The organism is [Limnothrix rosea] IAM M-220 (assembly GCF_001904615.1).
Lineage (GTDB): Bacteria > Cyanobacteriota > Cyanobacteriia > Cyanobacteriales > MRBY01 > MRBY01.
This window is the reverse complement of record NZ_CM007612.1, coordinates 25687-45330: the sequence shown is the minus strand read 5'-3', so window position 1 is coordinate 45330 and position 19644 is coordinate 25687. Positions and strand designations below refer to the sequence as shown.

Below are 19644 nucleotides of genomic sequence, written 5' to 3'. Positions count from 1 at the left end.
TGCCTAAGCTCGATTAACTACGGCAACCGTACGGAACATCCCCACTTTCATGTGATACAAAAGATGGCAATGAAAAGCCCAATTACCCGGAGCATCTACATCAACTTCCGTAGAACATTTTTCAGCTGGTTTAACGATCAAAGTATGCTTACGTGGTTTGTACGCACCAGCCCCATTGTCCAATTCCATCCACATGCCATGGAGATGTATTGGGTGTTCCATCATCGTGTCATTAACAAAAGTCAGCTTTAATCGTTCGCCGTTATAAAAGATTAGGTTCTTTTCTTCAGAATATTTCTTGCCATCAAACGACCACATATATCGCTCCATATTGCCCGTCAAATGTAGCTCTAGCTCACGATCAGGAGTACGTTGTTTACCCCAAGGCGCTAGGCTTCTTAAATCTGTATAAACCAAAACTTTGGTTCCTGTATTTTCTAGGCCAATCCCCGGCTCGTTTAAGCGATTTTTAACCATCATCGGTACACCAGAATTACCGATGCCATGATCATCCATCCCGTGAGGTACTGGGGTATTGTCGATCATATTGGAATGATCCATTCCGGACATATTGGAATGATCCATTCCGGACATACTGGAATGATCCATTCCGGACATACTGGAATGATCCATTCCCATATCCGCCATGGTGCGCAATGGTCGCTCTCGTTGAGGAGGTATAGCTGCTGTTAAACCAGCTTGAACGGCTAAAGTGCCCCTTGCAAAACCGCTGCGATCCATGGTCTCCGCAAAAATGGTATAGGCTTGGCGATCATCTGGTTCCACAATCACATCATAGGTTTCGGCTGTGCCAATACGAAATTCATCTACAGTCACAGGAGCAACATTTTGCCCATCTGCCTGCACAACAGTCATTTTCAATCCGGGAATTCTGACATCAAAGAAAGTCATCGCCGAAGCATTTACAAACCGCAAGCGAACTTTTTCTCCGGGCTTGAATAATGCTGTCCAGTTATCATCGGGAGCTGTGCCGTTCATAAGATAAGTGTAAGTTGCCCCTGTCACATCTGCGATGTCAGTAGGATCCATTCGCATCCTGCGCCACTCTTTATCTTCTCCGAGGGTACTAATAGTACGTCGTTGATAGTTATAAAAAGGTGACATTTTTTTCAGGTTTGCCAAGACATCATGAGGGTCTTCAAATGTCCAGTCGGAAAGTAAAACGAAGTAATCTTGATCGTAGTTAAACGGTTCTGGCTCGATTGGATCGATGACTAATCCTCCAAAATGACCCTGTTGTTCTTGCAAACCACTATGGCTGTGATACCAATAGGTGCCATTTTGATTAACATCGAATTTGTAAGTAAATGTTTCTCCGGGTTTAATACCGGCAAAACTTACGCCCGGTACACCGTCCATGTTGGGAGGCAAAATAATGCCGTGCCAATGGATCGATGTGTCTACTTTGAGCTTATTGGTCACTTTGATAGTGGCAGTCTGACCTTCTTTTAGGCGAATTAATTGACCGGGGATAGTTTCATTTATAGTGAGGGCTGTTGCTTTTCGACCACCAATCGCCAGCTTTGTCTCTTGAATTGTTAGATTAATGATTTCAGGATATTCACCTTCTAATTGTTTAACGCTTGCTTGCAATGCTCTTGGGATTAATTGATCTAAGGCGATCGCCACCCCTGTCCCAGTGGTAAAGCGCAAAAAATTACGTCTAGACAAAGATGTAGTGTGAAAAACCATAGCTTCTTATTTCAATGAGAGACTTACCAAATCATCATGTAATAGCAATATGAAATAAGGATGAAATCTCATATTTTTATTTTGAGCCAAGAATAATAGCTGCAAACATGGTTTTCGGGAAATCTAGTATACTCAGTTTTTGTTAAACACAAATAAGTCTTTATGGATTAACATAAGTTTTATTGAAACCAAATTTTATTCAATAAAATGCGAATTTTGTTAGTAGAAGATGAGCCGGATTTAGGTCGTGCAATAAAAAGAGTATTAGCTCAAAATACTTATGTTGTTGATTGGGTGCAGGATGGAGCAGAGGCTTGGTCATATTTAGAAAACCAACAGACAATCTATAATCTCGGAATTTTTGACTGGTTGCTGCCAAATTTATCTGGGGTTGAGTTATTACAAAAATTACGTCAACGTGAAGATAATTTACCTGTTCTTATGTTGACGGCAAAAGATAGCATTAATGATCGTGTTCAAGGATTAGATGCAGGTGCTGATGATTACCTCATTAAGCCCTTTGGCATGAAGGAACTGCTAGCTAGACTCAGAGCTTTAAAGCGGCGATCACAAAACTTGATGCCTTCAAATCTCGTGGTGGGAAAGTTTATTTTAGATTACGCAAATAATCAAATTTATTTAGAAAATAACAAGCAAGAAATCACCTTGACGTTAAAAGAGTTTAAGCTTTTAGAGTATTTTATGCGCCATCCTAACCAGATTTTAAATCGTGATCAAATTTTGGCACAATTATGGGAATGGAATACTGACCCAATTAGTAATGTTGTAGCTGCACAAATTCGTTTATTACGACGGAAATTAGCTATTTATAATGCCCAAGGTACTATTGAAACGATTTATGGTTTAGGTTATCGTTTTTCACCTAATTTATTGTGAATAATAATCAATTATTTAAAAAAACTCGATGGCATTTAGCTTGTTGGTATGCGGGAACAATGAGCCTGATTATGGGTGTTTGTAGCATCGGACTCTATGAGACAGTTTCCCATGCCCATCGCGTAACGATTCATCGAGAAATCGAATCAATTGCCCATACATTCCATAAAAATCTAAAAATTCATTTCAAAAAATCGGAGAACCTTGAAGATACAATAAATCATGTATTTCAAAGCTTCTGTATAGAACATAGTGATTGTCTTTTGGCAAAACAAAAAATATTAACATCACTAAATGAAAGTGTATCTAGTAACTACTATATAGAAATTATTGACCTCTCTAAAAACTCATTAGCTGTCACAGAAACAAAGCCATCAAAATTACGATTACAATCTCAACAAGATCCATGGAAGTATTTTAAAGATCCTCAAAATAATCGTTATCATCAAATCTCGATAGAACTCCAGACAGTAAATGGTCAACCTTGGGGCTATTTAATCGTAGGACGAAACCTTAAAGATTTTGATCATTATGTCGCAAGTATTGCTTGGGTCTTAATATTAGGTTTTCCTATTGCCTTAATTTTAGTTTCGATTGCAGCTTGGTATTTATCTAATTTAGCTATTAAACCAATTTACTATTCCTATCAAAAAATACAACGATTTACTGGGGATGCTGCCCATGAATTAAGAACGCCTATAGCAACGATTAGGGCAACAATTGAATCAGTACTTATGCAGCCAGAATGGCAACAAGAGGAAATCCAGAATTTACTGATAAGCATTGAAAGACAAAATTACCGCATGAGCAGCCTAGTCAATGATTTACTGACTTTATCTCGTATAGATGGAAGCCTTAATAGCAAGGCGAATCACGCCGTAAATCAGGCCATTATTCTCAATGATTTAGTGGATGATATTGCAGAAGAATTTGCGGCTTTAGCTCTAGCAAAAAAAATCAATTTAGAAATCAAAAAAGATATTAGTCAATTACTAGTTATTGATGGTGACGAGTCCCAAATTTATCGTTTGTTGGCAAATTTAATCATGAATGCCCTTCAATATACTCCAGAAAATGGGGACGTAACATTGATTTTATCTGTGCATAATCGTCAGGCAGTCATTGAAGTTACTGATACAGGGATTGGCATTTCACAAACGGAACAGATTAAGATATTTGAACGATTTTACCGTGTTAATCATGATCGTTCTCGTCACACAGGAGGCTCTGGTCTCGGCTTGGCGATCGCCGATGCTATTGCAAAATTATACGGTGGCTCAATTGAAGTCAATAGTAAATTAAGCCATGGTAGTAAGTTTACTATTCGGTTACCTTGCAAACAACAATAATCATTCTGAATAAAGTAGCGTTACCTATCTGACTTTTTTAGTCATCGTCGCATCTAGATTTAATCTCAATGTAGTTACTCTATCTGGCTAGAGTTATGTGCGATTTCGTTTTCCTCAGAGCGATCGCCTTAGGATCTGTCATTCTCAGAATGTAAAAGACATGGAGATTAGTAAAAAGCGACGTAATAACTTTATGCTGATTCTGCTAGGTGCGAGTGCCTTAGATGAGTCTGAAAAGTGGAAAGCAGGGGATGCTCCCCTTTCCATCTTGCCGATATCGCAGATACCAGTAGTAGTGAACCTTCTTACCTGACTTGATGCATAACAGCCATTCACACTGCTTAACTTCTCACCATCACGACGGCGGTTAATCTCCTTCTCAACGGCGATCGCCCTTCTATCCAAGCTACGACCGTAGACACACCATTAGACACCGACACAAACCCAACACAATGGCTGAATTACTTGTATAGCCCGGATATTCAGCCAGCATACACACAGACACAGGGACATAATCAAGCCCCGATAGCCTGCCCTGAATGCGGCTCTACAGACACAAAAGGGAATAGATTCTATAAGGGAAAACCTCGCCGCCGCTATAAATCTTGTGGGAAATCTTGGGTTATGTGAGAGAGGAATCTGAGGAGCGATCTCCTCACGCGATGTGCAACTTAAAACGGCAGAGTAGGGGTTTCAGGCTATTTTGTAACTTAACCCACTTCTTGAAACCCTTATTTTGCAAAGATTACAACTTAGTTGCACACGGCGTATCTCCTGAATATTTTTAAGATTTCAAACGTTTGTTGAAATAGCTATTATTTTTTTCGATTTTGCTCATGGAATGTTCAGAGACATTAACCATCTGCTGTCGCTATCTGTAGGGTAAACGTGCTGCCCTTGTCGAGTTGGCTCTCGACAGTCAACCGTCCGTGGTGAGCTTGGGCGATCGCTTGAGCTATGGCTAAGCCTAGTCCGTTGCCACCTGTTTGGCGTGAGCGATCACGGTTGACCCGATAAAATCGATCAAAAATACGTTTTTGTTCATCAGACTCAATCCCAATGCCCGTATCACTCACTTTCAGATAAGCCATGCGATCACGCCGCTCAAGACTTACAGTTACTGTCCCTTTTTCAGGTGTGTACTGAATCGCATTGACTATCAAGTTTGAAATGAGGCGGTAGAGTTGTGGTTCATTGCCCATCACGTCAATAGAACGTTCAGGAATATGACTAGCAAGCTGGAAATTCGCCCCATCGGCTAATTCAGAAAACTCCTCTATCAAATCACTCACAATGTCATTTAAACAGCAGCGTTGTAACGGCAAAACGAGTGTTTGTTCAATGTAGGTAAGATTGAGCAAATCAGTGAATAGCTCACTGATACGGCGGCCTTGCTTTGCAATCTGAGAGAGCAAGGTATTGGCATCTTCTGGAGAAGTAGGAGGCACTTTTTGTAATGCTTCAATCGTTGCCAACAAACTAGCAATGGGTGTTCGCAATTCATGGGCAGTATTAGCCGTAAACTGCTGTTGTTGTTGGTAAGAAACATAAATGGGCCGCATAGCAAGACCCGAAAGCCACCAGCTTGAAGCCGTAATGACGGCTAGCATTAACGGAAAGCCAATCAGCAAAATCTTTTGAATGCGGGTGTTTTCAGCATCAAATTCAGCCAATGAGCGGCCAATTTGCAGATATCCCCAATTAGCTTGAGACGAGCCTGTTTCGTCGCCATGGAGCAAAATGGTGAATTGGCGATAACGGCTACCATCCTCAGTTTTAAAGGTTTGCCACGGTGTTTTGACTAGGGTTGCTGGCAGTTCAGCGGGTTGATTAGGAGAGAATCCGAGGAGTGTCTCTTCGTAATTAAACAGTCGAATGTAATAGGTGCTGCGATCGCTGACGCCAATGGTATGCCGTTGGATCAAAGTAGGGGATAGATCGCACGGTTGCCCTACAAGACATAGTTCAGGAAATATTTTTTGCAAGATCTTGACAGTCTCTTCGTTAGAAGGCAGCAAAGGCTCCACACTGTCATGTAATGTGCCCGCGCTTGATTCAATCTCTCGCTCTAGTGCTGCCCAGTTTGATTGAATGACTGCGCGGTAAGCCCCCAAGCCCGACAAGCTTAAAATCACGGCCATTATCCCGGCATACCATAGAGAAAGCCGTAGCCGACTGCTACGAAAAAGAGATTGTTTAGCCATGTCTAAGAAAATAAAGCTGTCAAGCCAGAACCGTTAAATCGCAGGGCAAACGCATACTAAATTTGTTCCAACGAAAGAATAAGGCTTTCAGAAATTTGTCCGCTGGATTGAGACTTCATTTTTCTCAATAAGCTACCAAATTCATGCTGGTATTGAGAATTTTAAGGAGTATGCGTTTGCCCTGCGTTAAATCGAAAAACAATATCCTTTGCCACGCACTGTCTCAATCGGACAAACGCAGCCCTCTGCGTCAAATTTTCGTCGCAGTAAACGGATTTGAGCGGCAACAACATTGCTCATCGCCTCAGAATCTACATCCCAAAGTTGTGACCTCAGCTTACTACCAGCAATGATCTGACCGGGTCTTTGTATGAGGTAAGCCATAATTTGGAATTCTTTTCGAGTTAACGCCAATGTCTTTGTTCGCTCTTCTAGTAGATGTACTGAGCAGGTACTGCTGGCTGGATCGAGGCTGAAGTTCCCTAAGGAAAATGTTTGGGGCTGGACTTGGGGCGATCGCCGCTGGAGGGCACGCAGTCGGGCTAACAACTCATCCATTACAAAGGGTTTGACTAGATAATCATCGGCTCCAGCATCTAGCCCTTCGATACGCTTTTCGGGTTGGCCAAGGGCAGTAAGCATGAGGATAGGAAGTGAATTTTGCTGAAATCGCAGCCGCTGACATAACTCCAACCCGGACAGACCCGGCAGTAACCAGTCCAGCACAACCACGGTGTACTCTGTCCAAGGATTTTCTAGATAATGCCAAGCTTCCAGTCCATCTTGAACCCAGTCCACCACATAGTTCTCGTTCACAAGCACCCGCTTGATGGCTTCACCTAAAGCTGATTCATCTTCTACTAATAAAACTCGCATAACCCTTCTTCTTTGCTGGCCACTTCAGTCGATTTTACAGAAGCGATCGCCACTTCACCTGATTTTCATCTCACCTCTGAGATACTGTGCTTGCTTCCAACGAGTAAGCATTTTATTACCTCTTTTTTCAGCAGGATGAGATCTGCCGACTAAGATCCCTTTCAATTTTTTTAATGCAGTGAGGAAAACTTCAAATGAAAAGCTCCCTTTTAAAAGTTATGGCATTAGCTACCATCTTGGCGGTGAGTACACCCGCCTTAGCCCACGTCGGCCATGGGGATGAATTTAACGCGACTGGCGATGTTCAGCGAGTTGAGATCAATGCAGAAACCGATGGAGCACTGGGCATTCAGGTCGTCCCCATTGAACCTGCCGTCGATGGTAGTGCTGCCGTCCTCATCCCAGTCACGTCATTAGTCGAAGCTGATGGCAGTACCTATACTTTTGTCGAGTACGAGGGGTTCTATGAGCCTGTACCCGTGACCACAGGTGCAAGTCAAGGAGACTTGATTGAAATTACTGAAGGACTTTCAGTGGGAGAGAAGTTAGTTACCCAAGGCGGACTCACGCTCTATGCCCAGTCTCTGCGGGCACAGCCTGCCACAGCCGCACAAGAAGAAGCACCTGCCGAGCCTGTAGACAGTAGTGTTATAAGCGTTCCGACTCCAACTAAAGGCTTTCCTTTACTGCCTGTGGCTGGAGTCGGAACGGTTGCTTTACTTCTTGTAGGCGGTGCATTGGCTGTCGCAAATAATGGCAAGCGCCGCTAGGAGTGACGACTTAAAATGATTAATCGAATTTTAAAGTGGTCAATTGTTCAGCGTTGGCTGATTGTTGGCTGCGCTGTTTTGGTGAGCCTATGGGGCAGCTTTACCGTCACCCAAATGCCGCTGGATGTTTTTCCTGAATTTGCACCACCCCAAGTTGAAATTCAGACCGAAGCTGTTGGCCTAGCGCCCGAAGAAATCGAAGCTCAAATTACAGTACCGATTGAGAGCGTTGTGAATGGTCTACCAGAAGTCACCGTGGTGCGCTCCTCTTCTAGAGTCGGTCTTTCTATTGTTCAGGTAGTCTTTGAGCAGTCCGCCGATATTTCCCAGGCGAGGCAGTCAGTCGCCGAACGCTTGCAGGAAGTGAGCAGTCAGCTCCCGGAAGGAATTACCCCCCCTGAGATTTCGCCTTTGGTGTCTCCGTTGGGAACCGTTTTACAGTACGCATTCACCGTTCAAGAGGGTGGCCAGACTGATTTGATGGCGCTGCGGCAGTTTGTTCAAAATACAGTGGGCGATCGCATTCTTTCTGTTCCCGGCGTAACCCAAGTCACTGTCTACGGTGGAGAAGATCGCCAAGCGCAAATACTGGTCGATCTAAGTAAGCTAACGGCGCTTAATATATCCCTTGATCAGGTGACCGCTGCGGCCCAAGAATCCAGTGCCAACGCCCCCGGTGGCTTCCTGATTGGCGGCGGACAAGAGTTGCTCGTTCGAGGCATGGGCCAAGTCTCTTCGATTGAAGATTTACGGCAGTCAGTAGTTACTGTTCAAGATGGCCAGTCGGTTCTTTTATCGGATGTGGCAGCGGTAGAAATGGGCGCAGCCCTAAAGCGTGGTGACGCTAGCTTTAACGGTCAACCCGCCGTGGTACTGCTAGTCACCAAGCAACCTCAAGTCGATACCCCCACCGTCACCCGGGGTGTCGAAACGGTGATTGCCGATTTGCAGCCGACCTTTCCCGATAACGTGCAGGTTGCCACAACATTTCAGCAGACAAACTTTATTGAAACAGCCGTTCGGAATGTTAGCGGTTCACTGCTTCAAGGCATCGTCATTGTTTCAGTGATCATGTTGTTGTTCTTGATGAATTGGCGAACAGCGATCATCACCTTGAGTGCTATCCCTTTGTCTCTACTCATTGGGTTAATGCTCATGCACGCCTTTGGTCTGGGCATTAACACCATGACGTTAGGCGGTTTAGTGGTGGCTATTGGCTCTGTGGTCGATGATGCCATTGTCGATATGGAAAACTGCTATCGCGGACTCCGGAACAATCAAGCTCAGGGTAACCCCAAACATCCTTTGCGCGTCGTTTATGACACCTCGGTAGAAGTGAGATTAGCCGTTGTTTTCTCCACGGTGATTATTGTGGTGGTGTTTGCGCCAATTTTTAGCTTAACCGGGGTGGAAGGACGCATTTTTGCACCGATGGGCATTGCCTACTTAATTTGTATCGGCGCGTCTACGTTGGTAGCGATGACCCTTTCCCCAGCCCTCTGCGCTATTTTGTTGAGCAACCAACAGCTTCCCCAAGAAGGCTCATTTATTTCTCGCTGGGCTGAAGGTCTTTATCGACCTTGCTTACAGTTGGCGATGGGTGCGCCCAAGGTGATTTTGAGTGTGGCGCTGGCTGGTTTGGTTGCAACTGTTTCCTTCGTGCCCACGCTGGGCAGGGTCTTTTTGCCAGAGTTTCAAGAAAAGTCTCTGGTCAATTCCATGGTGTTGTTTCCGGGAGTCTCTTTGGATATGACCACTGGAGCCGGTGTCGCGTTGCAAAAAACCCTTGAAGGCAATCCTCTTTTCGAGTGGGTACAGATCAGAGCTGGTCGTACTCCGGGTGATGCCGATGGCGCTGGGGTAAATATTGCCCACGTTGATGTGGAACTCAGCGATGAAGCGATGAAGGATCGTGAGGCCAGTGTGCAAGCACTAAGGGAATCTTTTAAGACGTTACCGGGAGTCGCGCCTAATGTCGGCGGTTTTATTTCCCATCGTATGGATGAGGTTCTTTCTGGGGTAAGAAGTGCGATCGCCATCAAAATATTTGGCCCCGACCTAGACCAATTACTCGCACTAGGCGAACAGGTCAGAGATACGATTGAACCGATTTCAGGCGTTGTGGATTTACAGCTAGAACCGCAAGTCCCCGTCCGGCAGGTTCACATCAAATTAGACCGTCAAGCGGCGGCTGACTATGGGTTGACCATGGCTCAACTATCCGACGTAATCGAAACGGCCTTGAATGGTCGAGTCGTCTCACAGGTGGTCGAAGCCCAGCAGCGCAGCGATATTTTAGTTTGGCTACAGCCCGAAACCCGAAGCAATTTGGATGCCATTCGTGCCATTCCTATTAGTACTCCCACGGGCGAAACCACCACTTTAGGCAGCGTTGCTCAAGTGGACTATGGTACGGGGCCAAACCTGATCAATCGAGAAGATGTCTCCCGGCTGATTGTGGTCTCAGCGAATGTCGCAGACCGACCGCTAGGCACGGTAGTTAATGATATTCAAGCCCAGATTCGAGACCAAGTATCTCTGCCTCAAGGCTACTTCATTCAGTATGGCGGGCAGTTTGAGTCAGAGCAGCGGGCTAGTCGCAACCTGACGATATTTAGCGTTCTGGCGGCGATTGTGATTGCGGTGTTGATGTATTTCTCGGTGAAGTCACTACCCGCCACTTTGGCGATCATGATTAATCTACCCTTGGCGATTGTCGGTGGCATTCTAGCAATTGTCCTCACAGGTGGTGTGATTTCGGTAGCCTCTCTCATCGGCTTTATCACGCTGTTTGGGGTCGCAGTACGTAATGGATTGTTGCTTGTGGATAATTACAATCGTAAGTTTGCAGCGGGCGTTCCCTTACGTCAAGCAGTTGTCGGCGGCTCTATGGAACGAGTCAATGCCATTTTGATGACAGCTCTCACCTCTGCATTAGGAATGTTGCCTCTGGCAGTTGCTACTGGAGCCGGAAACGAAATCTTACAACCCTTAGCCACGGTGGTTTTAGGGGGATTGTTTACCTCTACCGCACTGACACTGCTGGTGATTCCTGCTCTTTATGCTCAGTTTGGTAAGCGACTGATACCCAAATCTCGCCAGATACAGACTCAGTTTGATAGCGTTTTCGAGGATAGCTCTCCAAGCTCGTCTTCGCCAACACCTGCATCTCTCCGGTTCTAAGTCTCTGAATTGGACTGACAGTGTTGAGTTTAGGTCAGCTCAATAGTATTGAGCTGACCTAACGATCTGCGATTGTTCTGAGATAGACGAGGGGTATAAAGTCATGCAGGTATCTAAATTATTCCATAGTCTGCACAACCCAGCCTTTGCCCGCTTATATGCTGCGCAAACGACTAGCCTACTGGGTGATGCTCTAACGTGGTTAGGACTAGCACTGCTTGCTTTTGAACTAGCAGGGAAGGATTCTGCCGTCGTGTTATCGGGGGCTTTGACATTAAGGGTCACTGCATTCGTTTTACTGTCACCGTTTGCGGGCGTGCTTGCTGACCGTTTTGATCGCAAAACTATTTTGGTCATCACTCATCTGGCTCGGATGTGTATTATCAGTTTCTTACCTTTTGTGAGTGCTGTTTGGCAGGTTTATGCGATTGTCTTTGCCTTGAATGTCTTCAACGCTTTTTTTACACCGACCTACCAGGCTACGATTCCACTGGTAACAGGGCAGCAAGACTATCCACAGGCGATCGCCCTTTCCAGTGCAACTTTTCAGCTCTTAGGCGTACTTGGCCCTGGTATTGCAGGGGTGATCGCGGCTTTTGTTGGGATGAGGCAAATCTTCTTTATAGACGCACTCACATTTTTGATAGCAGCTATTCTTATCGCTACATTACCGGGGCAACTGCGGGTTAATCAGGCTATTGACCAGAGACGTCCATCTGGTAAAACATGGTCAGAAGTTCGAGAGGGAACCAACCGTTTATTTTCTGATTGCTCTCTGCGTTACGCGCTAGCGATGCAGTTTGTTGTTTCTATTGCTGGAGCACAAATTCTCGTCAACACAGTGGGTTACATTCAAGGAACACTCCAACTGAGCAGTGTGCAATACGGTTGGGTGATGGGTGCATTAGGTATCGGCGCAACCTTCGCAGCTTTTATCTTTGGGCTGTTAGACCAGAAATCGAAACGATTAAACCTGATGTTTGCGGGTACTGTTTTGGTGGTAAGTGCATTACTGCCCGCTAGCTATGTTGGACTATCTCCTTTATTAGCGCTGTGGTTTATAGCTGGTGCTGGGCAAACGTTAGTGAATGTTTCTGCTCAAACACTGATCGCTGATTGTACCCCTATCAAATTTCAAGGCCGAGTGTATGGTGCTCAGTTTGCTTGGAGTCATCTTTGGTGGGTCTTTGCTTATCCCTTAGCTGGCTGGCTTGGCAGCTACCAAAAAGAGTTGCCTTTTCTTTCGGGCAGTCTAATTGCTTTAGTATTCTTAGTAGTAGTTCAGCTCGCTTTAAAGCCAAAGCTCTGAGGCGATCTGCTAACGCATAATATTCAACGCGAGAGGCAATCTCAACCACACAATCCACATCAATTGTCGGGCGCACCTCATCCCACAATATTTCATCTAAATAAAGGGCGATCATTGCACCGCCTGTAAACACAAATTGTTCTGGAATTTTCGATAGAATGGCTGCGACTTTTTCTAAATTTTCAATCTGCGGATTAAGCATACAATCTTTTATTTAACTCCATCCCCGCTAGTTCCTGTTCTCGTATTTTTCCCACTCGTAAACTATCCACCAAACAGAATAATTCATACAATCGAGTGTCTTCTTTATTTTCCACTACTTCTGGTACAGATTTATAGAGAGGAATAATCGCTTGGCCTTTTACTTTACCTTTCGCCGAAGCCCAAACGTAGGGATTTGTTTCATCCACCATCAACAATTTATTCAAAGGTTCTGCGGAATGAGCCGTGGGAATTCCTCGCACAATAGCTCCGGCTTCTGCGGGAAAAGCATACTTTAAACCATGCACTAAAAATTCCTCTAATGCTCCTTTTAAAACTTTTTTTCTCTTTTGATTGTATAGATGGCTTATTTCACAACGTTGTAAAGCTTCATGCACCGTAGAAGCACTCATTTTTAAACTTTTAGCCAATTCGCTATATGTCCATGCCGTGCCGAGACAATGAACCTGAAGCAAGATCACGATGTCTTGAGATTTGAGCATTTTTTTTGCCCTCCCGTGACCTCTATTCTATATTCGCAAATTCCGAATATGCAAAATTAGAAGTTTATCTCTTCGTGGGCTGATTGTTGAATGGTTATGTCTGCCGTAAACTCCCGCAATAAATTCCGCTCTGGCTGAAGAGTTACCAATGCTTGAATTGCTTCATCATCAAGAATTTCTAGCATTTCCGAAAGCTTTAACGATGCCGCTGATAACTTGCCTTGAATATGGACATTTTGAGAACGGGCGGCTCTAGCGTAGGCATAATCCAATCGAGATTGGCAGGATTGCACATTACTGAATAGTTTACTTAAGGCAGTGGCGAGTACAGCTTGATTTAATTCATGGACAGTTTTTTGTTGATTAGACATGGAATGACCTCGTACTTTTACAGTTTAGGATGATGGTTACTTTGTTCGCTGGAAACTTGAATCGGCAAAGGTTGTCGTTGTTCTCTGGTGAATAATTGCTCGGCGGAAGTCAAGATTTTTTGCAGATAGGTTTGGGTCGATTGGGGCTGAATTTTATGAATATCTCGCAGGGCTGGATCTCCCTGTAGTAAGGTCGCGGCGAGTTCCTGTAATTGGATTCCCTTCTGTAAGCCTTTCCGGGCAACATTTTGGAGAAAAGTTTCGGGATGTTGTCGGTCTAATCCTGTCGCCAAGTGTTCAAAGGTTGCCACGCGGCGGTCTTCCAACATAGCGTGCTGAATCGATTCTGGTAAGGGTTGACCTGCTTTGAATTGTTCGGCGATCTCCTGAATTCCCTGTAAATATGTTGCGGTTTTATCGATACAACGGGCGCAATGATACCACTGCCTTAATGCCGTCATGGACTGCTGAAACATGGCAAAATCTTTTTCCATCGCCGTCACAGCTTTTTCCTGCAAGGGTTGAGCGGTCACCTCCTGAATTCGTTGTAAATATGCCGGAGATTTGGCGATCGCCTGTGCCACGGTCAGCCAATTCTTCGGACTCGCCACCAAATCCTTTGCACTCGATTGAGCCGTTTCCTCCACAGGTTGCTCAGATTTTGCAACAGTCAGTTCTTGAGATTCAACAACAGCTTCCATCGGTTCCGGTATTTCTGGCTCTGGAGCCACACTTTGCCGACTTGCCTGCATCACCTCCGCCCAACCCTGCGCCAACAAATTTCCAGAGAACAAATCCGCAAAACTGTAATCTTTATTGCGCAGCTCACCCCCCGTCAAAGGGTTATAACTCGCCGTTTCCAGCAACGATAAATTGCCCCGCTGCCCAATCTGAAACACCATTTCAGCATCAATATAATGATCCCCATTCAGCTCGGCGTAATGGCTCAAATAAACCTGCTCTCCATGCCGCTCAATCACAAAGGGTAAATAACTTTGCTGTTCAAATCGCTGATGAAAGCTTTCCCCTTGCAAAATCTCAGCCGCTAAACCGCCTTCATGGAGCAATTGGGCAATCTGCTTCGCCGCCTTACTTCCCTGTTTTTCTGACGATAAAATTCCCTGCATTTGGGTTGTCGATGGTTGTGGTTGCACCGGAGCAGGATTTTCAGAGACTGGGATTTCCGGTATAAATTCTTGGGGGGCGATCGCTGCCTCTGGAATCGGTGGGGCAACTGCTTCGACTGGTTCGACTGGCACAGCGTTAAAAAGTTGCAATTGTTCCGTCACTTCCCGTTGTCCAACCGATGGCGTAACCTCCTGTAAAGTCGGCAAAGATTGTCCCAAATGCCCCCGTAACAGCTCCTTGTAACTCAGGTCATGGACAGCCAATTTAACCTGTAGCTCCTCCATCAAGACTTTGACCACTGCCGCCAAATCATCGGGATGTACTCGCATTTCCATCCGTCCACCGACTGAATAGAATTCATCATTAGCGGCTTGGAGTAGGGACTCGTTGAGGAAATATTTACCACCACGACTCGTTGCTTCTGGCACTTGCACCACATAATATTCAGCGGCATCGCCATTCAAGCGGGCTTTACCATTCGCCTTAATCGCCAAATCCAGCTCCAAAGACTCCACAATCCCTCGGTGATGACTCCATTCAGTGAGGAAAAGCCCTACCTGTTCTGGGTTTTCAAACAATACGGGCTGTTGCTGGAGCTGCTCGACAATATCGAAATCCTGATGCATCAAGAGTCCCTGTCTTGTCTGCCCCTGATTGTCTGTAAAATTCACAAACTTACCCTTGGGGAATTTCTCGTAGGCTTTGAGCAAATTCCCCGTAAAAACCTGCATCTCTGTGCGCTGTGCCTGTTGCAGGCGATCAAATTCTCCATAGATATTGCGGTCTGAATCCACCGGATTAAGGGTAATGCTGGATGCTCGTTCCGTATTGATTTTGGAGAAGGGCAAGGAGAGCAATTTTCCTTCGAGGCTGATGATTTGCATTGTCCAATTCGTTGGCGCACTGGGACTGCCAATCGCCCGACTTTTCTGGGCAATGCCCACCACCACACCGGAGGAAACTTTCACATCCTCTAACCCAAGGCTAAAAAACTGCACGGATTCACCGGGGGAAAATTGCTCAATCAGCTTCTGTACATTGTCGAATTGGCGATCAAGTTTTTCCCGAGTATTGTTTACCGTTTCCGCCGATTTTAGTTGGGACAATACCCGTTCCTGATAGGCAGTCATCGCGGTTTGGAGGGCTTGGAGTTTTTCACTACCCTGTTGTTGGGCGATCGCCTGTATCGTCTCTAAATCATGCTCTTCAATGGCTTTTACTTTGGGTTGCCCAAGACTTTCCCGCACCAAATTGATCACCTGTAGTTGGGAGGGCGGTTTGTTGATCACCTTGGCATCCATCACTTCCAGCATTACTGTCCCAGTGAATTCGCTGACAATATTGGCATCAGCTGCCACAACTTCCATCCTTGCCACCGTGCGGGCATTGAGGTCGAGTTTATCAGCGGCTAAGATATTCTCGCCCATCGCCTCTTTTTGTTTAATGAGGGCTTCAGTTTCGGCTTCGATGATGCCATACAGTTCTTCTTGATCCGCTAGGGGTAAGAGTGGAATTCGTCCTGTAACCCTTTCAATCAGAGCCGTTTCACCATCCAGACTGCCACGGGTCGGATAGGACAGCATCGCATCGAGTTCAGGATTTTCCTCCAATAATTCGGTGATCACTTCCTCCCCTGCGGTATTCATAAAATCAATTACATTTCCGACGCTCAGGGCAGAATCCCTTCCGGCGGTGGTGTTTGCATTAAGGGAAGCCATTTTTTTCGCCAAGATTGCACCCAAACGTTTCTCGGCGGGAACGTCTGCCATCACCAAGGTAAATTTTGGTTCGATGACCTGTCCAAAGCGATTAGCCCGTCCCAGCATCTGCATCATCTGGTTAATATCCCGCTCGGCTTGGGCAACGATCATGTGGCGGGGACGTTGGTCGGTGAATTTTTCGGAGGCATGGAGACTAATTCCAGTTGCACCACTGCGATTCAAAATGACGACATCGAGCTGTCCACTGTTGAAACGATTGACGATATCAATTTTGGCTTGGGGACTGGTGTCTTTAGCGGAACGGAGGGCATAGGTCATGCCTTCGTCGTTGTACTGGAGAATACTGCTACGCCCTGTAATTTCATCGACGCGATAGCCCTCCTGTGCCAAGCGATATTTCATGTAATCGATGGAGCTGAGGGGAATTTTTGAAAAATCGGCTTCTGCAAGGATTTCCTTGGCTTCCTCAAAGGCGGCGATCCCTTCTTCCCCCAACTGTTCTGGGGTCATGGGAATTCTGGTGCGTTTGCCGAGGTAGTCGGTGATAATTACGTCGCGGGAACGTTCAAGATAACGGTTTAACACATCGCCGAACGTCACCTCTATGGCCTCGCCCGCTTCGATACCTTGGTCTTTGGCATAGTTCCCAATGAAGCTATCCATGGTGTTGGACAGGGCAATTAATGGTTTTTCGCCTCGCTCTAGGGCGGCGATCGCTTCTTGGACTGTAGCTTCAGCTTTTTGAGAGAGTAAACCTTGTTCGATGGCGTTGTGCATCAGGGAGGTAAAGTTGACGGATTTTACACCAGCTTTACCGATGGAATTATCCTCGCCGAGACTTTTGGCTTCTGCCTTTACCTCCTTGCGTAAGTCCTTCATAGCCTCGGTTTTAGTGGCATCAAAGCGATCAATTGCCCGCATCACCGCTGAAATATTGTCGGCAATTTCTTGATTCACGGGGACTGTCTTGGCATCGAAACTGATGTTGTCAAAACTCCTTTCCCGCCGCAGCATATTCCCTGCGCTGACAAACTGGGTTGCCATCATTTGCTGTAATGGAATCCCACCTGCTTTCAGGGTATTTTCCAAACGGTACATACTGTCCACGGCATGGATTGCATCGGTTCCTCTGGCGTACAAATCCATCACGGCGGGATTTTTCGTGGCAGTGGCGGACATGAAAACTGCGCCTGCACTGAGATCCACCAATTCCCGCACAAATTCGGCACGGTTGGGAGCTTGTCCTACATTCCATGTTTCAGCTTGACCGCCGCCTGCTTCATGGGCTTCATCAAAAATAAAGACTGAACGATGGGCGATCGCCCTCAAGAATTCCCGACGATAGGGTTCCTGATTACTGACCGTTTGCAATTGGTTATAGGTAGTGAACACTGCGCCATAACTGCCTAAATCCAAGCGTTTAGCGAGTTGAAACATCTCTGCTTCCTGACTCGCTTTATCTCCGGTGGTCAACACCAACCCATTTTTCAGGGTGAGCTTTTCACTGTTATTGGTCATAAACGGCGTAAGTCCACCATGCCCAATATCCGCCAAATCCTCCAGCATCGCAGCATAGAGATTCGGTTTTTGGGTCACAAATACGGGAATATAGCCCTGTCGTTGAGCATCAATGATATTGGCAGCACCAAATCTACCTTTGCCATTGCCTGTCTGGTCACCATTGAGAAAGATTTTGCCTTTATCCTTCTGGGAAAATGCGAGGGCAAGGGCATCAATTTGCTCGGCATACAACACTGCATACATTGCTGCTTTGGATTCATAACCCAACCGTTCCCGCACAAAATCATCGAGATTGCCGTATTCCGCTTCTAAATTATCCAGAGCTTTCTGAGCGGCAACCGCCATATTGGTGGGGATGAGGGTTTGCGGCGATCGCCCTTCACTTCTCGGTTGATAGGCAATATTAAATTCTTCACTCATATTCTCAAAGTCTTCTATTTGAAATCGGTTCTGAGTTCCGACAGAAACTGGGTGATCGTCACTGCGTCGTGCTGTGCCATTTGATTGGGATCCGGTTTTAGCTCCGTTAATTGGACGGGAAACTCGATTGCCCAGTTGGTCACCTGCCACCAGTTCAGCCATGTCGGGTCGAATTCCACCAGACTTTCTGCCCAATCCGATGCCCAAATCCAAATCTGTTCTGCCTCCTCCTCTTGATAGAGCAAAGGAGCTGTCTGAATCGGATTGAGCTGTCGCAGCGTTTCCATTAATTCGGCTTGCAATGCCTCCGGTCTGTTGCGCTTGATCCACTGACGGCACATCCATTCCACCCGCACTTTCATCAATTCGAGGTAGGTCGGAAAATCCAGACTCGTTAACTCTGGCGGAATTCGCACCATAAATAGGGCTTGATCCCCTTCTGTCATTGGAATCCACACTCGGTCGTGGGTCTGATACTCTTCGTAGCTCGGCAATTGGATCACGTTGGAGATATTCATTTAAAAAGTCTCGTAATTGGTTAAAACTGGTGTAAATTCTGGGCGGTTCCACAGCGGGTAATGGACGTTCTGATGTGCCTCGTCCAGCAATTTGAATAATGTCAATCGCCCAACCCGCGCCCTGTTTCCGGTACAAATCGCCGCTGATGGTGAAGTGATCCGTTACTTTATACTGCTGCTGCAAGATGTAAAAAAAGCGCCGGGTTTCCAGACTGTTATAGGCTTCAGAGCGTTCTGACAGAGTGATTTCTGGTTTGCCGCCAAGGATCAACACAGCCCGTCCATCGTCTTTCATCGCTTGTAACGACTGGAGGGCGATCGCCTGATCAATTTGGCTGGTTGTCCCTGCATCTCCGGCGAGGCAAAATCGTTTCCCCTTCACCCGACCAAACGGCGGATTCATAATCACCACATCATGCAATTTTTCAGGCAGATATTCCGTTGCATCATGCCCTGACAACGTAAAACCTTGGCTCCTGAGTTGCTCGGCTCGGTCAGGATTGAGTTCGTTCACCGTACAATTTTCCGGCAATGCCCCCAGCAATAAAGCCCCATTTCCCGCCGTCGGTTCGTACACCCGTGATGTCTGATTAATTCCAGCTAAAGTCGAAGCTAGATAAGCAATTGGTAAAGCTGTACTATAAGCTTGCTGCCGGACACTTGTGGAAGATCTCACGCCTAAACGGGGTTGGCGATCATACAGATCTACCAACAGATCAAACGCTTCTAATCGGTTTTCAAGCTTTGCAATCTCCCGCGCCACCTTCACCAATGAAAGTTCAATCACTTCATCCACGGCCTTCGCCGTTCGACTTCCCGCAGAAACTTTGATGCCAAACTCTTGCTCTATTGCTTTTCTAGCTGTTGCGATTGATCCAAATCTAACTCCCTGACTTAGTTGACTGCTGAAATATTCTGCAATGGCTGGTTTTTCAATGGCAATCTTCTCTTCCATGGTGT

11 protein-coding genes are annotated in these 19644 nt (G+C 46.0%); 5 read left to right on the top strand and 6 right to left on the bottom strand.

Going from position 1 to position 19644, the window contains the following annotated elements:
- Positions 1-3 precede the first annotated feature (3 nt).
- Positions 4-1713: a copper resistance system multicopper oxidase gene (locus NIES208_RS00180; RefSeq protein ID WP_075888489.1), complete on the bottom strand. Its 1710-nt coding sequence runs from the start codon at positions 1711-1713 to the stop codon at positions 4-6.
- Between the two features lie 207 nt (positions 1714-1920).
- Here NIES208_RS00180 and rppA (NIES208_RS00175) point away from each other — a divergent pair, with 207 nt between their 5' ends.
- Both rppA (NIES208_RS00175) and rppB (NIES208_RS00170) read left to right on the top strand, forming a co-directional pair.
- On the top strand, positions 1921-2610 hold the full coding sequence (rppA, locus tag NIES208_RS00175; RefSeq protein ID WP_075888487.1) for a two-component system response regulator RppA: 690 nt from the start codon (positions 1921-1923) through the stop codon (positions 2608-2610).
- Complete coding sequence (gene rppB, locus NIES208_RS00170; RefSeq protein WP_075888485.1) at positions 2607-3959, top strand: two-component system sensor histidine kinase RppB; 1353 nt, start codon at positions 2607-2609, stop codon at positions 3957-3959. The genes rppA (NIES208_RS00175) and rppB (NIES208_RS00170) overlap by 4 nt, the downstream gene beginning before the upstream one ends.
- An 854-nt stretch (positions 3960-4813) precedes the next feature.
- Here rppB (NIES208_RS00170) and rppB (NIES208_RS00165) read toward each other — a convergent pair.
- Positions 4814-6163, bottom strand: a complete 1350-nt coding sequence (gene rppB, locus NIES208_RS00165) for a two-component system sensor histidine kinase RppB (protein ID WP_075888483.1) — start codon at positions 6161-6163, stop codon at positions 4814-4816.
- Between the two features lie 186 nt (positions 6164-6349).
- On the bottom strand, positions 6350-7039 hold the full coding sequence (gene rppA / locus NIES208_RS00160; protein ID WP_075888481.1) for a two-component system response regulator RppA: 690 nt from the start codon (positions 7037-7039) through the stop codon (positions 6350-6352).
- Between the two features lie 218 nt (positions 7040-7257).
- Between rppA (NIES208_RS00160) and NIES208_RS00155 the strand changes: the two genes are divergently transcribed.
- From NIES208_RS00155 to NIES208_RS00145, 3 genes are all read left to right on the top strand, one after another.
- Positions 7258-7809 (top strand): permuted SH3 domain-containing protein, encoded by a 552-nt coding sequence (locus tag NIES208_RS00155; RefSeq protein WP_225875210.1) that lies wholly within the window; start codon positions 7258-7260, stop codon positions 7807-7809.
- A gap of 15 nt (positions 7810-7824) precedes the next feature.
- On the top strand, positions 7825-10992 hold the full coding sequence (locus NIES208_RS00150; RefSeq protein ID WP_075888477.1) for an efflux RND transporter permease subunit: 3168 nt from the start codon (positions 7825-7827) through the stop codon (positions 10990-10992).
- A 103-nt stretch (positions 10993-11095) separates the two neighbouring features.
- Entirely contained in the window at positions 11096-12301 is a 1206-nt protein-coding gene (locus NIES208_RS00145) for an MFS transporter (RefSeq protein WP_084176464.1), read from the top strand.
- A gap of 194 nt (positions 12302-12495) precedes the next feature.
- Here NIES208_RS00145 and NIES208_RS00140 read toward each other — a convergent pair whose 3' ends face one another.
- Genes NIES208_RS00140 through NIES208_RS00130 form a run of 3 tightly spaced genes read right to left on the bottom strand, consistent with a single transcriptional unit; the run spans position 12496 to position 19639 of the window.
- Positions 12496-13005, bottom strand: coding sequence for a hypothetical protein (locus NIES208_RS00140; RefSeq protein WP_075888475.1), 510 nt, complete (start codon positions 13003-13005; stop codon positions 12496-12498).
- A 56-nt stretch (positions 13006-13061) separates the two neighbouring features.
- A complete protein-coding gene (locus NIES208_RS00135; RefSeq protein WP_075888473.1) occupies positions 13062-13376 on the bottom strand; it encodes a hypothetical protein in 315 nt (104 codons plus the stop codon).
- A gap of 17 nt (positions 13377-13393) precedes the next feature.
- Positions 13394-19639 (bottom strand): strawberry notch C-terminal domain-containing protein, encoded by a 6246-nt coding sequence (locus tag NIES208_RS00130; RefSeq protein WP_225875215.1) that lies wholly within the window; start codon positions 19637-19639, stop codon positions 13394-13396.
- Between the last annotated feature and the right edge of the window lie 5 nt (positions 19640-19644).